The 15,125-nt window shown below is 39.6% G+C and carries 12 protein-coding genes; 10 read left to right on the top strand and 2 right to left on the bottom strand.

The annotated features are described in order from the left end of the window. Window positions 1-109: 109 nt before the first annotated feature. The 6 genes from E4O07_RS10230 (at window position 110) to E4O07_RS10205 (ending at window position 7,397) form a co-directional block, all read left to right on the top strand. Window positions 110-2,101, top strand: coding sequence for a DUF4139 domain-containing protein (locus tag E4O07_RS10230; protein WP_253685465.1), 1,992 nt, complete (start codon window positions 110-112; stop codon window positions 2,099-2,101). 109 nt (window positions 2,102-2,210) lie between these two features. After that, window positions 2,211-3,278, top strand: a complete 1,068-nt coding sequence (locus tag E4O07_RS10225; protein ID WP_253685463.1) for an MraY family glycosyltransferase — start codon at window positions 2,211-2,213, stop codon at window positions 3,276-3,278. Window positions 3,279-3,301: 23 nt separating this feature from the next. Next, window positions 3,302-4,084 carry a CDP-alcohol phosphatidyltransferase family protein gene (locus E4O07_RS10220; RefSeq protein ID WP_253685461.1) on the top strand — a complete coding sequence of 261 codons (783 nt, stop codon included), beginning with the start codon at window positions 3,302-3,304 and terminating at the stop codon, window positions 4,082-4,084. A gap of 93 nt (window positions 4,085-4,177) precedes the next feature. Further along, a complete protein-coding gene (locus E4O07_RS10215) occupies window positions 4,178-5,698 on the top strand; it encodes a glycine hydroxymethyltransferase (protein ID WP_253685459.1) in 1,521 nt (506 codons plus the stop codon). 91 nt (window positions 5,699-5,789) lie between these two features. Further along, window positions 5,790-6,521 carry a carbon-nitrogen hydrolase family protein gene (locus E4O07_RS10210; RefSeq protein ID WP_253685457.1) on the top strand — a complete coding sequence of 244 codons (732 nt, stop codon included), beginning with the start codon at window positions 5,790-5,792 and terminating at the stop codon, window positions 6,519-6,521. A 69-nt stretch (window positions 6,522-6,590) separates the two neighbouring features. After that, window positions 6,591-7,397, top strand: a complete 807-nt coding sequence (locus E4O07_RS10205; RefSeq protein ID WP_253685455.1) for a phosphohydrolase — start codon at window positions 6,591-6,593, stop codon at window positions 7,395-7,397. 20 nt (window positions 7,398-7,417) lie between these two features. Here the strand turns inward: E4O07_RS10205 and E4O07_RS10200 are convergent, their stop codons facing one another. Continuing rightward, on the bottom strand, window positions 7,418-8,932 hold the full coding sequence (locus E4O07_RS10200) for an IMP dehydrogenase (RefSeq protein WP_253685453.1): 1,515 nt from the start codon (window positions 8,930-8,932) through the stop codon (window positions 7,418-7,420). A 149-nt stretch (window positions 8,933-9,081) separates the two neighbouring features. On the opposite strand from E4O07_RS10200, the gene ileS reads away from it, so the two are divergent. From ileS to E4O07_RS10180, 4 genes are read left to right on the top strand one after another with little or no spacing between them, the layout of a single operon-like run. Next, a complete protein-coding gene (gene ileS / locus E4O07_RS10195; protein WP_253685451.1) occupies window positions 9,082-12,384 on the top strand; it encodes an isoleucine--tRNA ligase in 3,303 nt (1,100 codons plus the stop codon). Then, window positions 12,368-13,213 (top strand): hypothetical protein, encoded by an 846-nt coding sequence (locus E4O07_RS10190; RefSeq protein WP_253685449.1) that lies wholly within the window; start codon window positions 12,368-12,370, stop codon window positions 13,211-13,213. The genes ileS and E4O07_RS10190 overlap by 17 nt, the downstream gene beginning before the upstream one ends. A gap of 17 nt (window positions 13,214-13,230) precedes the next feature. Next, entirely contained in the window at window positions 13,231-13,479 is a 249-nt protein-coding gene (locus E4O07_RS10185; RefSeq protein ID WP_253685447.1) for an FmdB family zinc ribbon protein, read from the top strand. Window positions 13,480-13,485: 6 nt separating this feature from the next. Beyond that, entirely contained in the window at window positions 13,486-13,845 is a 360-nt protein-coding gene (locus E4O07_RS10180; protein WP_253685445.1) for a zinc ribbon domain-containing protein, read from the top strand. A gap of 2 nt (window positions 13,846-13,847) precedes the next feature. Here the strand turns inward: E4O07_RS10180 and E4O07_RS10175 are convergent, their stop codons facing one another. Further along, window positions 13,848-15,101, bottom strand: coding sequence for an HD domain-containing phosphohydrolase (locus E4O07_RS10175; protein ID WP_253685443.1), 1,254 nt, complete (start codon window positions 15,099-15,101; stop codon window positions 13,848-13,850). Window positions 15,102-15,125 lie beyond the last annotated feature (24 nt).

The following is a 15,125-nucleotide window of genomic DNA, read 5'->3' as shown; positions in this document are numbered from 1 at the left end:
TATGTCAATGGAAAGTGAATTGAATTTTTAATAATACTGTAAAATCTACCCTAGTCAGCAACTCTTGTATGTGATATAATAGTGATGATATTGTTTTCTTGGAGGAGGTATGAAAAAATTATTTTTTATGTTAATTTCATTAATGTGTATGACTACAGTATTTTCTGATTCGGTAATCGGGTTTAATGAGGATGATATTCCTTTAAAAAAGGTAACCCTTTATTCGTCAGGAGTTGCTCATTATGAGCATGAAGGCAGGGTAAGTGGCAGCGGAAAAATAGAGATGCTGTTTTTACCTTCCCAAATAAGCGATGTGTTAAAATCTATTTTTGTAAAAGATCCTGCTGCAAAGAATTTATCGATAAATTATCAATCGGAAGACACCCTTAAAAAAACTATGCAAAGTTTAAAGATAGATTTATCTGCAAATAACTCTATTTTTAAGATCCTTAACTCGCAGAAGGGAGCCGAAATTGAAGTTTATACGCCGAGTAAGATCATCGGTAAAATTTTAAGCGTGGATAAAATTGAAGAGTCTAAGGCTGATATAATTTTGTCGATTGCTGCGGCAGACGGTGTTAAGATAATATCCTTAAAAGATGTACAATCTTTTAAATTTACGGACCCTCAGCGGAATGATGACTTACAAAAGGCATTGAGTCTAATTTTAGAAGCCTCTGCAAAAGAAAGGAAGCTGATTTCGATTGATATAGAATCGGCAGGAGAGCGTAATATAGGGGTGTCGTACGTCATGGAAGCTCCTATTTGGAAGCCTACATATAGGCTTGACATGGGCAATACAAGTGCGGCTTTTCAAGCTTGGGCTGTAATAGATAACTCCACGGATCTTGATTGGAAGGATGTAAAACTGACCCTTACAAGCGGCCGGCCTGTAGGTTTTAAACAAAATTTGTATGAACCCTATTATACTCACCGTGAAACTATTCCCATCCTTGCAGGACAGGCAGCCAGCCCTGAAACCTTTGATTCCGCTTATGATAATTCTGCCGATTATAAGGTAGAAGAAAGAAAAGCTCCTATGAAAATGCAAAAACAGCCTTATTATGAGAGTATTGAACTTTCTATGACTGAGGCTGAAGAAGATGCTTATTTTGAAAATCAGACTGTTGCCACGAGTACTGCTGGGGAAATGTTTGCTTTTACCCCCGTTAAGCCTGTTAATTTGCCGAGACAAAAAAGTACTATGATTCCGCTTAGCCTTGTATCGCTTCCTGCTCAAAAATACTCGGTTTTTTCTAATATACCCTATGGTGCTGATGTGCATCCTAAGTTATGTATCAGTATCGAGAATAATTCAGGCCTAAAGTTTCCTGCCGGTCCCATTACGGTTTTTGAAAATGGAGAGTATGCAGGTGATGCCGTTTTGGCGTTTTTACCGGAAAAAGAAAAACGCATTATAGCCTTTGGGGATGATATAGATGTGAGAGGAGCAAAAACTGAGGACTTTGAAGAACATATTCATAGTCTTAAAATCGTAAAAGGAGTCTTAACAAAAAAATATAAATCATCTAAAAACTCTGTTTATACTGTTAAGAATTCTGCATCAAAAGAACGTTCCATTATAGTTGAACATTTTATAAGTTCAGGTTTTAATCTTGCAGATGAAAAGAAATTGTTGGAAAAGACTTCAAACAAGTACAGGTTTAATATAAAAGTTAAAGCTGGCTCGCAAGAAAAACTTGAGGTAGTTGAAGAAAGGTTTTTTGAAGAAATTCTTCAAATTAATATGATGGATAATAATTCAATGATAGCTATTTATTCCAATTCTAAGCTGCCCGAAAAGATAAAAAAAGCCTTTAAGGATGTTTTAAATGAAAAGGTAAAGGTTGATAAGGCTCAAAGTGTCTTGTTTAATTTACAAAATGAGCAAAAAAATCTTAATGCCGAACAAGATAGGATCCGTAAAAATATTCAAGCTGTCGGATCTGAGACCCAACAGGGAAAGATGTTTTTAGATAAACTTCTTGAGATAGAAAACACCTTGGAGAATTTAAAGAAAAAAATCAGCCAAAGTGAAAAAGAACATTCTAATCTGCGATCTGCGTTTTTAGATTATGTTGAAAAAATTAATATAGAATAATTATTTTTTCTAATTAAATAGGTTCTCTGCTATTATTGTTAAGGCTTGATAATTTAGCTGTATTGTTGTATAATGTCGTCACGGAATGTGATTAAGGAGAATACCGGTTTTGGCTATAATCCAGTTTGTTTTTTATATAATTCTTCTTCCCTGTGTATTATCTGCCGTTTTTGTTTATATGTCTATTATGTTTTCAAAAAAACATAATTTATATGACAAAATAGGCGGACGCAAGATACATTCCGGTAATATTCCGAGAATAGGAGGAGTAGGTTTCGGCTTTGCTTATCTAATTTCAAGCCTGATATTACATTTCCGTTTTCCTGAATTGAGACTATTGCACCTAAATTTCTTTTATATCGCCTTGGGCGGCCTGCTTATTTTTATAATGGGCTTGTGGGATGATATAAAAAATTGGAGAGCTGTTTTTAAGCTGTTGGTCCAATCGCTTGCTGCTATAATAGTCTTATATGGAGGATATACATTTAAAAAAATAAGCTTTGGACCAATAGGATTTTTTTGGTACATGGGGCCGGAAACATATATAATAACTTTCTTGTGGATAATAGGAATAACCAATGCAATAAATCTTGTTGATGGAATTGACGGTCAAGCAGGATGTTTAGGTGTTTCTGTTCTCCTAACCTATGCTGCGATTTATTATTCTATAGGTATAAGTTCTATGATTATATTCCGAGTGCTTATACTTGCATTCTCAGTCGTAGGCTTTTTATTTTTTAATTTATCACGGCCTAGTGCAAAGATTTTTATGGGTGACTGCGGCTCACAAATTTTGGGTTTTGTTTTGTCTATTTTGCCTCTTATACCGACTCCGGCTGGCTATGAGGCTGCGGGAGTACAATTTGCAGCTGTTATTTTAATGCTTCCTATCTTTGATACTGTTGCAGCAATATGGCGCAGGCTGAGGGAGAGACGCCCTATAGGTGAGGGTGATAAATTTCATCTGCATCATAAGCTTATGCTTATAGGTTTTAGCCCTAGAGGGGCTTTGGGTATTTTTATGATATTACAGCTTATAATAAATCTTTTTGCCGGAATGGCTATAATTTTGCAAGGGTTTAATGCTCTTATTGTCCTTATAGGACTTATTTTGGTAGGTTTGTTATTTTTTACATTGATTCATTATGAAAAAGAAAGAATTGTAAATAAAAAATAGAATTCGGAGTTGTTGCTTTAGTTATGGAAAAAAAAATCGGCAGATTGGTTTTGTTTTTTTGGCTGTTTCAATTTTCAGCCGTTTTTGCAATTTATAAGATATTTAATACGGATACTGAAATTTTTAGTGCTTTTTTAATACATATAACTCTCTGGCATTCCTTACTTTTGTTTTTTTTAATTTTATACAAGGGAGATTTTATAAATGTTGGGACTAATCTTGTGCTTGAGAAAATCAATCTTGCAAATGGAATTACCCTATTCCGCATAAGCTCAGTCCCCTTAATAGCTTTTCTTTTAAAGCAAAATTCGATAGAGCAGATAAAAATAATCTTAGCTGTTGTTTTAGTTTTGGTTTTTTTGACGGATTTTTTTGACGGCTTTATAGCCCGTAAATTTAATCAGGAAACGAAGATCGGGCGTATGTTGGATTCCATGAGTGACTACTCCCTGCTTGCTCTTGTTTCAATAGTATATTACCAACTGGGCTTGGTGCCCAATTGGTTTTTCTATTTAATTTTTGGAAGGCTAATGTTTCAAGCTCTGGGAATGATTTTTTTTATTCTTTTAAAATTCCCGGTCGAAATAAAATCTACAAGGGGCGGTAAAATAACAATAGCGGCAACTATGATTCTTTACAGCCTCAAAATGCTGCAATTTTTTGTTCCCTTTTCTGATAACTTTAAGCAGTTATTTTTAATTGGCGAATATGCCTGCGGCTTTATTATTTTTGTATTTTTGTTTGAAAAGATATTTATTTTTTATGATCATTATAAAAAATATCGAAAAGGGAATAAAGAAAGTTAGCTCCCGGCAGGTAAGAATACTAGAATATAATTTTATAAATTGTTATAATAACAGAGTAATAGTATAAAACACACTTTTGATAGGAGTTACAATATGAAAGAAGGTTTAAAAAAATACCTTGAAAAGGAAGGCTCAAATGCAAAGCTGCCTATGGTTGCATATTTGGCCAATTTGGATCAGGTTGCATCCGTGTATCCTGAAGTTGCATCAAGCATTGTAAAAGAAATAGAAAATCAGCGAAGTCACTTAAAACTTATCGCCAGCGAAAACTATTCTTCATTGGCAGTTCAAGCTGCTATGGGTAACCTCCTGACCGATAAGTATGCGGAAGGTTTCCCTGAGCATAGATATTACGGAGGATGCGAAAACGTCGATGCTGTTGAAATGGCAGCCTGTGCCGAGGCTTGTAAGGTATTTGGAGCCGAACACGCCTATGTTCAGCCTCACTCCGGAGCTGACGCAAACATCGTAGCCTATTGGGCAATTTTAAATGCAAAGGTTGAAGAACCCTTTTTAAAGAAATTTGAAACGGTTGTCGAAGGAAAGGTTAAGAAGATGAGCCTTGAAGGCTTGAGCCATGAGGATTGGGAAGAATTGCGCCATGCTCTTGGAAACCAAAAACTTATGGGCTTGGACTACTATTCGGGCGGTCACCTTACCCACGGCTATGTTCAAAACGTTTCTTCAAAGATGTTTAGAACATGCTCATATACCGTAAACAAGGAAACAGGCGAGCTTGATTATGCCGAGATCGAAAAAAGAGCAATGGAAGAAAGGCCCTTGATTCTTTTGGCCGGATACAGCGCCTATCCCAGAAAGATTAACTTTAAGAAATTTAGAGAAATCGCCGATAAGTGCGGAGCCGTTTTGATGGTCGATATGGCTCACTTTGCAGGTCTCGTTGCAGGAAAAGTTTTTGAAGGCGAGTATAACCCCGTTCTTTGGGCTGATGTGGTAACAACTACAACCCACAAAACTCTTCGCGGTCCCCGCGGTGCTATGATTCTTTGCAAAAAAGAATTTGCCGAGTTTGTAGATAAGGGATGCCCTCTTGTAATCGGCGGACCCCTTCCCCATGTTATGGCTTCAAAGGCTGTTGCCTTCCGCGAAGCAAACAGCAAGGAATATCAGGACTATGCCCACAAGGTAAGAGACAACGCTGCCGCCCTCGCTGAAGAATGTATGAAGCTCGGTATGAAGCTCCAGACAAACGGAACAGACAATCACTTAATGCTGATTAACGTAACAAAATACGGCTTAAACGGACGTCAAGCTGAAACTGCAATGTCCGAGTGCGGTGTAACCCTTAACAGGAACAGCTTGCCCTTTGATCCGAACGGTCCTTGGTGGACAAGCGGTTTACGCGTAGGTACACCTGCCGTAACAAGTCTTGGAATGGGCCCTGCCGAAATGAAGCAGATCGCTTCAATCATTGACAGGGTATTGAAGGCTTCAAAACCCGGCGTAACAAAGAGCGGAGCTCCCAGCAAGGCCAATGTTGTGGTTGACCCCACTGTAAAGGCCGAGATACAAAAAGAAGTAGATGCTATTTTACATAAATTTGTTCTTTATCCCGAATTGGATTTAGACTTCTTAAAGAGCATCTATTGCTAAACAATAAAAGAAGATTTTTCTTTTATTAAGATAAGGGGCTCCGAAAAGCTTTTGCTTTATATCGGATGCCCCTTTTTTTATGGAGGAAGATATGAAAATTGGACTTTGTGCATCGGAAAATAAAAATAATGATATTGATTTTAACATAGCTCAAATTGAAGGTTTTATAGAAAAAACAAAATCCGAAAAACCTGACCTTCTTCTTTTCGGAGAAAGTTTTTTACAAGGCTTTGACTCCCTTTCTTTTGAATATAAAAAAGATATTTTGACGGCTCTTCAAATAAACTCGGAACCCATTGCAAAAATCCGTTCAATTGCTCAAAAAGAAAAAACGGCCCTAGGTTTCGGCTTTATCGAAAACGATCATGGTGCTATTTTCAGCTCCTACATGATAGCCGGAAAAAACGGGGAGATAATTTGTCTTTATAAAAGAGTTTCTCAAGGCTGGAGAATTGAAGGGGCTTGTGCCGATTATAGGGAGGGGAAAGAGTTTTTTGAGTTTGATTTTGAGGGTAAGCGGCTGGCCCTTATTGTATGCGGAGATCTATGGGAAGATGAACTTTTAGAGCCGATTATCAGCCTCAATCCCGATGCCTTTTTATGGCCGGTATTTTGCAGCTATACAAAGGACGAATGGGAAAACGGTGAATCCTCCGCCTATGCCGAAAGATCGGCAATTTTGGAACCCCCGGTTTTATTTATAAATTCCCTTGTAAAGGAAAACGCTCCTGCTGCAGGGGGCGGCGCCTTTGTATGGCATCAAGGTAAACTCGTAAAAGAAATACCGATGGGAGAAACAGGCCTTTTGGTATACGAAATTTAATAAAATCTTAATGGAATTCCGGGCTTTTTTTAGTATATTAGTATAAATGGAATTTTTATTGGAGTAGCTATGAAGTCGCCTAAAGAAATTAATGTTGAGAAACTGCTTTTAGACTATGTTAAAGATAATCCTCTTGTCTCTCAGCTTTTACATATTTTGATTGCCGATCCTGAAATCGAAGCCTTGCAGGACTATGCCAATTCGGTTTCCATTGTAAGATTGGGGTATAATGATCACGGTCCTGTACACATGAAGATAGTTACCTTAAATGCTCTTAAAATATTGGATCTTTTAAAAAAGGCCGGAGTTCAGACGAGCTTACAAAAAGAGGGTTCAGGTTCCTTGGATGACAGCTACTGCGCTGTGGTGCTTGGAGCCTATCTTCACGATATAGGGATGTCCCTGACCCGCCAAGATCACGAGCTTTTTTCGATGACCTTGGCCCTTCCCATAATTGAAAGAACAATGGATAAGATGGGGATTACGTCCTTTACACGAAGGGCTGTGATAAAGGCTATGGCTAGCGAGTGCATAATAGGCCACATGGCAAGCCGAAGGATACATTCGATTGAGGCCGGAATAGTTTTAATAGCCGACGGCTGCGATATGAAAAAGGGCAGAGCCCGTATTCCGATGGAAATGAATACAGAGGCTAAGATAGGGGATATACATAAGTACTCTGCCAATTCAATTAAGTCCGTTTCCATTGCTGCAGGAAAAGAAAAACCCGTACGCATAGATGTTTTAATGGACAGTGATGTAGGCTTTTTTCAGGTAGAAGAAGTCTTGATGGGAAAAATAAATATGAGCCCTGCAAAGCCCTTTATCTCCCTCTATGCACAGTCGGGGGATAAGGAGGCTAAGCAATATCTTTAATAGTTGGAGCCGCTCTTTATTTAATAGTTTGAGCTTGAAGAGTGGCTCATGTCTTTTAAGACTACATCGTGGGGGCCGCCCTCAATGATACTTGCCGAAGAAACTAATGTTATTTTGGCATCGCGTTGGAATTCGGGAATACTTAAAACTCCGCAATTACACATAGTCGAGCGGATTTTGTTTAAGGTAACAGCAACATTGTCGTGAAGCTTTCCTGCATAGGGAACATAGGAGTCTACGCCTTCTTCAAATGAAAGTTTTTTCTCCCCGCCCGAATCGTACCTCTGCCAGTTTCTGGCTCTTGCGGAACCTTCTCCCCAGTATTCTTTCATATAGTTTCCGTTAATTAATACCTTGTTTGTCGGGCTTTCGTCAAAGCGGGCAAAGTAGCGGCCGAGCATACAAAAGTCGCTTCCCATAGCAAGGGCTAAGGTTATGTGATAGTCAAAAACGATTCCTCCGTCAGAGCAGATGGGAATATAAATACCCTTCTTTTTAAAATACTCATCCCGGGCCTTGGCAACTTCTATTACGGCAGTGGCCTGACCTCTTCCTATACCCTTTGTCTCACGGGTAATGCAGATTGAGCCGCCTCCTATTCCTACCTTGATAAAATCGGCACCTGCATCAGCTAAAAAGTTAAAGCCGTCGGCATCGACAACGTTTCCGGCTCCTACGGGGATTGTATCTCCGTATTTTTCTTTTACAAATTGAATGGTTTGCTTTTGCCAATCACTGAAGCCGTCGGAAGAGTCGATACAAAGCACATCGGCTCCCGCTTCAACAAGGGTGGGCACACGCTCTTCATAGTCTCTTGTATTTATACCGGCTCCTACCATGTAGCGCTTTTTTTCATCGAGAAGCTCGAGCGGGTTTTCGGTATTGCTTTCATAATCCTTTCTAAAAACAAAGGCAACCAGCCTGCCGTCTTTGTCCAAAATGGGAAGAGAATTAAGTTTAAACTCCCAGATAATATCTTGGGCCTTTTTTAAGCTTATCCCTTCTTCTGCAACATGGAGGCGTTCGATAGGGGTCATAAATTCTTTTACTTTTTTATTTAAGTCTGTGTGACCTATGCGGTAATCCCTGCCCGTAACTACGCCTAATAGTTTGCCGTGCCCTGTTCCGTCATGTGTTACTGCAACAGTGGTGTGGTCGGTTCTGTCCTTTAAGTCTAAGACATCGCTTAAAGTTTGCTCGGGTGTGAGATTTGAATCGCTTTCTACAAAACCGGCCCTATAGTTCTTTACTTTTGCAACCATCTTAGCTTCGTTTTCTATAGATTGAGAGCCGAAAATAAAGGAAAGGCCGCCCTCTCTTGCAAGGGCAATAGCCATATTATGATCGGAAACGGATTGCATAATCGAAGAGACCAAAGGAATATTTAAACTGATTTTAGGTTCTTTACCTTTTTTATATTTTGTTAAAGGCGTTTTAAGAGAAACTGCCTGAGGAATGTGCTCGACTCCCGAAAGACGCGGGACCAATAAATATTCGCTGAATGTATGCGACGGTTCATCATAAAAAAAAGCCATAGATCACCTCAAAAATAAATTTGTTAATATTATAGTTTTTTACAAAAAAAATCAAGGACTTTGAATTTTTCGTTACTTCTAGGCGTTGTATAATTTAAAAAAAAATAGTATAATCCTTGACTGTAATTTTTTTATTTTGGAGTACTTTAATGTATAAGCCTGTAGACCCTAAGGTTGATTTTGCAAAACAAGAAGAAGATGTCTTAAAATTTTGGGAAAAAAATGACGTGTTTAAAAAATCCGTTTCCTCCCGTGACGGACGGGATAATTATATTTTCTTTGACGGCCCTCCTTTTGCCACAGGGCTGCCTCACTTCGGCCACTTTGTGCCCGGAACAATTAAGGATATTATTCCACGATATAAAACGATGAAGGGTTTTAAGGTTGAACGCCGCTTCGGATGGGACTGTCACGGCCTTCCCGTTGAAAACTTAATCGAAAAAGAACTCGGACTTAATTCAAAAACCGACATAGAAAAATACGGTATAGATAAATTTAACGAGGCTTGCCGTGCAAGCGTTTTGCGTTATGTAAAAGAGTGGAGAGAGACCGTTACTCGCTTAGGCCGATGGATCGATTTTGAAAACGATTATAAGACCATGGATCCCGGCTTTATGGAATCCATTTGGTGGGTGATGAAAAGCCTTTGGGAAAAAGGCCTCTTGTATGAGGGCTACTATATTCTTCCCTATTGTCCGAGATGCTCTACTGTTCTTTCAAACCATGAGCTTAACTTGGGAGGTTACAAGGATGTCCACGACCCCGCAATAACGGTACGCTTTAAGACTCTTTCTCCCGTAAAGACTTCTCCTGCCGCTAAGGCCTTTGAGGGGAAAAATGCTCTTCCCTCCGAAACCTACCTTTTGGCATGGACAACCACTCCTTGGACTCTTCCGAGCAACCTCGGCCTTGCTGTGGGTGCCGATATCGATTATGCTTTAATAGAATATGACGGGGCTCACTATATAATTGCCGTTCCACGTCTTGAAGCTTATTTTGCAAAGAACGGAAAAGAAGAAGCAAAAGAGTATAAGCTAATATGGACAAAGAAGGGTGCAGAGCTTGAAGGCTTACGCTATGAGCCCCTCTTTCCTTATTTTAAAAACTTGAGCGCGGACGAAGACGGAAAAAATGCTGAGGCAGGGCAGGGAGCTTTTAAGGTTTTAATAGGCGACTTTGTCACAACCGAGGACGGAACAGGCATTGTTCATACGGCTCCCGGTTTCGGTGAAGACGATAACAGAATATTTAAAGGTACCGGAGTGCCGACTGTCTGCCCCGTCGATGCGGAATGTAAATTCACTCAAGAAGTACCCGACTATCAAGGTCTTTTTGTAAAGGATGCCGACAAGCAAATTATGGAAAGGTTAAAAACCGAAGGCAAACTTTTTAAGCGGGCTCAAATTTTGCACTCCTATCCTCATTGCTGGCGATGTTCAAGTCCCTTGATATACAGGGCTGTTGCAAGCTGGTTCGTTTCTGTTACAAAGATAAAGGACAATCTCCTTAATGCCAACGCAAAAATAAATTGGCAGCCCGGCCATATAAAGACAGGCCGCTTCGGAAAGTGGCTTGAGGGAGCCCGTGACTGGGCTATCAGCCGAAACAGGTATTGGGGAAATCCCATTCCGATTTGGAAGTGTGAAGAATGCGGCGAGAAGATTTGTGTAGGAAGCAGGGAGGAGCTAAAAGAACTTTCAGGAGTCTTCCCCGATGATATGCACAAGCATTTTGTCGATAAGATAACTATTCCCTGTAAAAAATGTGGCGGAACGATGAAGCGTGTAAGCGAAGTTTTGGATTGCTGGTTTGAGTCCGGCTCGATGCCCTATGCACAGCAGCACTATCCTTTTGAAAATAAAGAATACTTTGAAAAAAACTTCCCGGCCGATTTTATTTCCGAAGGCTTGGATCAGACCAGAGGATGGTTTTATACCCTGACGATTTTGGCGGCAGCCCTTTTTGATGAACCTGCCTTTAAAAACTGTATCGTAAACGGTCTTGTACTTGCCGAGGACGGGAAAAAGATGTCCAAGTCCTTACGCAACTACACCGACCCCAACGAGGTTATAAAGCAATTCGGTGCTGATGCCCTCCGTCTCTTTTTGATGAATTCGAATGTCGTAAAGGCTGACGACTTAAAATATTCGGATGACGGAGTACGAGATGTTCTTAAAGGAATTTTAATTCCTTTTTGGAACAGCTACAGTTTCTATATAACCTATGCCAATATCGATGGAGTAAAGCCGCCCCGCAACGCAAAGGTTGACGGAAAGGACGAGGGCGTCGAAGAGTTTTTGAGTAAGCTGAATAATCCTTTAGATCTGTGGATTTTATCGGTAACCGAAAAGCTGGTTGCCGATGTAACGGAAGCCCTCGACAAGTATGATCTATCGCAAGCCATTCCGCCGATGGTCGAATACATTGACCTTTTAAATAACTGGTATATCCGCCGTTCACGCCGCCGATTTTGGAAGAGCGAAAATGACGGGGACAAGGCTCAGGCCTACGAAACCCTATACCGTGCCTTAAAGAAATTCTCCCTTGTTGCCGCTCCTGTAGTACCCTTTATTACCGAAAGCATTTGGCAGAATTTGCGGACAGAACAGGATGCTCTTTCCATCCATCTTGCAGACTACCCTGAGTACAACGGCAAGATAAGAAACAGCGAACTTGAGTTTAAGATGAAAACCGTGCAAAAGGCCGTTTCGATGGGAAGATCCTTACGTTATCAGTTTAACTTAAAGATAAGGCAGCCACTAAAGGCCGTAGAAATAGTAACCCTTAATCCTGAAGAAAAAAGAGTTCTTTTGGAAATGGAAGAAAGCATAATTGAAGAGCTCAATGTTAAAGAGGTTATCTTCCACGAAAAAGAAGATGAGCTTGTCGAGTATTCGGCCAAGGCTAATTTTAAGGTCCTCGGAAAAGAACTGGGCCCTCTTATGAAAAAAGCCGCTGCCATTATCGAGCAGATGAATTCAAGCGAGATTCAAAATATAATGGAGGGGGCCACCTTAAGTATCGACATTGAAGGAAAATCGGTTGAAATAACAGCCGATAAGATCGTAATAAACAGGATCGAAAAAGCTTCTTTAAAAATAGTAAATGAGGGAACCTTAACCGTAGGCCTTAACACAGAGCTGACTGAAGAACTTTTAATGGAAGGTTATATCAGAGACTTGGTAAGAGGTATTCAAACCCTGCGTAAGGAGTGCGGTCTTGATGTTACCGACAGAATTAAACTTTATCTTTCAGCCTCTCAAAAAAATGCCGATAATAAAGAATTAGAAAAAGCCTTTGAGCTTTTTAAGGACTATGTTTGTGATGAAACCTTGACTGTGCAGTCTTCTTGGCTTAAAACCGGAGATTTGGCAACATCAGGCTCAATTAAAACAAGCCTTGTTGAAGCCGGCGATTATGAATGGGAGATTGGAATTGAAAAGAATAATTAGAAATACCCTTGCTGCACTCATTTTTACTTTTGTTTTTGCCTCATGTAAAACCGCACCGCCTCTTCCTGGGATTGTAAGACCCTTCGGTATGGTAGGCGATAATGCAGATATGTATATTTATATGCCTATTGAGAAAAATAAAAGGATAGCAGAACCCATTTTGACTTCAGTTGGGGGAGATGCCATGAAGCAGGCCCTTAGCAGGACAACAGCTGTTTATTCAGGCGTATTTGTAAAGAGCGGTTTGCCCGAAATCAGGATTTGCTCCACCGGTAAATATCCGTATGGAGTAACTGACAGTATTTTTAAGAAAAAAAACGGCTGGGAACCTAAAAAAACAAAGGAGAGGTATAAGTATTATAAATCATCCTATGTTGATGTTTCGATCCCGTCTCCTCAGATAGCCTGTCTTGTTATGGGGCCTGATGACAGACAAAGCATGGAGATCTTTTTGGGGAAATTGAATAATCCTGTGGACTCTGTTTTTTCTCGGCGATTTGATACACTCGTTACTTCTAATTCACAAGATATAGGAATTTTTGTAAAAAATGGTGACTTTTTTTTAGGACAGATAATAGGAGTCCGGCTCGGGCTTCCCGTAGGTGTGATAGAGATGTACTTAAAAAAGAATTCGGAAGTTGAAAATGAATATCTATACGATTTAAGTATTGAAACAAAAAATGTAATGACGGCTTCCTTATTGAAATTGTTTTTTAGAAAGCAGCTTAAGGCTGATGTAAGACTTGAAGATAATAAGCTGATTATAGAAAACAGATCCGTTACTGAAGCTAGAATTATCGAAATAATAAAGTCTTTATATAATTATTAAGCTATAGGAGTTTAAAGATGCCGACTTATGAGTATGTATGCGATTCTTGCGGTCATGATTTTGAAGTTTTTCAGAGAATGAGTGATGACCCTATCTCTGTCTGTCCTGAGTGCGGTAAGCCTGTAAGAAGGGTTATTTCGGGAGGCTTAGGAATTAATTTTAGAGGATCGGGTTTTTATGTAAATGACTCCTCTTCCGGGCCAAAGGCTGCATCAGGCGGTTGTTCAAGTTGTTCTTCATCGTCATGCGCAACATGTAAGCACTAGGATTTTATGGGTAAGGTACTAAAAGGGCATTCACCTAAGTTTTTTTGTGAAAACTGCGGGCAAGAGGTAAAGCGGAATACAAAGGTTTGTCCTCATTGCGGCCGTTTTTTTGCTTCGGTAAGATGCCCTTCTTGTAACTATATGGGGCATACTGATGAATTTATAAACGGATGTCCCTCTTGCGGTTTTGCCGTCAGCTCCGATGCAAATAAGAACACAAAAAAATATCACAGGAATAAGTTAAGAGAATACCGCTCAAAATATAAATCCAATAAATATGATGATCCTCTTCCTTGGTGGATTTACAGCATTGTTATAGGTTCTTTAGCCCTCTTATTAACCTATATTTTTTATTTTAAGGTCTAGGTTTACTCATCTACAAAGTGAGCCTTAATAGCTTGAATTCTTTCCAAAACCTCAAAAAAAGCTTCTACTATTTGAGGATCGAATTTTTTCCCGCTCATATTTTTTACTTCGGCAAGTATATCTTCCTCTGTCCAAGAATCTTTGTAGGAGCGTTTTGATGAAAGGGCATCATAGACATCGGCCATTGCTACAATTCTTGCCCCAAGAGGAATCTCTTCTCCGCAAAGGCCTTGTGCATATCCCGTATTTTTATCTATTTTGAGAGCCTTTCCTGTCTGCAAATCTATATTGCCGGGATATCCTGTACCGTCCCAGTTTTCATGGTGACGGAGCGCTATTTCCATTGAAAGCTTATCAAGATTGGATTCATCTGCATTAAAGAGGCGGGCTCCCAGCCATGTGTGAGTTTTCATAGTTGCAAATTCTTCATCGGTCAGCTTTCCGGCCTTTTTTAAAATCGTGTCCGAGATTGCAACCTTCCCGACATCATGGAGCATTGATGCTATTTTTAGGGAGTCCCGATATCTTGTCTGCTCAGACATAGGTATTCCGTTATTAAAAGCCCATCTGTCATAAATTTCGACGGAGTAGTTTGCTACCCTATTTACGTGCATTCCGGTTTCTTTGGGATCCCTAAGCTCAGCCATCTTGATCATGCGTAAAACCATCGACCTTGTTAAAAAGGCATGTTCAAGGGCTATGCCCGCATTTGAAGCAAAATGGCTTAAGTAGATTTCATCATCATGGGAAAATGTGTCCGGCTTACCGTCCTTATCGAGGGCATTTAGAACTTGAAGAACTCCTAAGAGCATTCCCGACATAGAAAGAATTGGAATAGTTAAATTGGAAACGGTTTTATAACCTGTTTTTTCGTCTGTAGCTTTTCCGAACTTAAAGGGTAAAGAGGGATCGATATTGTATACATCAGGAACATTGACCAGTTTTTTTGTATTTGCTGCACACCCTGCGATGGTTGAATTGCTTATGGGAAAATCAAAAAAAATGTAAGGGAGTTTTTTTCCTGCCGGTAGTTTTTTTTGTAAGGTATCATTTTGAGCATACCTTATGGCAAGTCTGTCTCCTTCAGCTATATATATTGAGCCGGCATCGGCATTTACAACACTCCTAGCTTCAGTAAGTATTTGTTCCAACAGAACATCAACGTCTTGAACACTATGTATCAAGGATTCCGTTTCAAGGATTTTGACGAGAATTTCTTCTTTTGACAGCTCTTTGTATTTATTTTTCTCTATCATAATCACATTGTATTATATTCTAAA

The sequence above is a fragment of the Treponema sp. OMZ 798 genome (assembly GCF_024181385.1).
In the GTDB taxonomy this organism is placed as follows: domain Bacteria; phylum Spirochaetota; class Spirochaetia; order Treponematales; family Treponemataceae; genus Treponema_B.
This window is presented reverse-complemented; position numbering and strand designations above follow the sequence as displayed.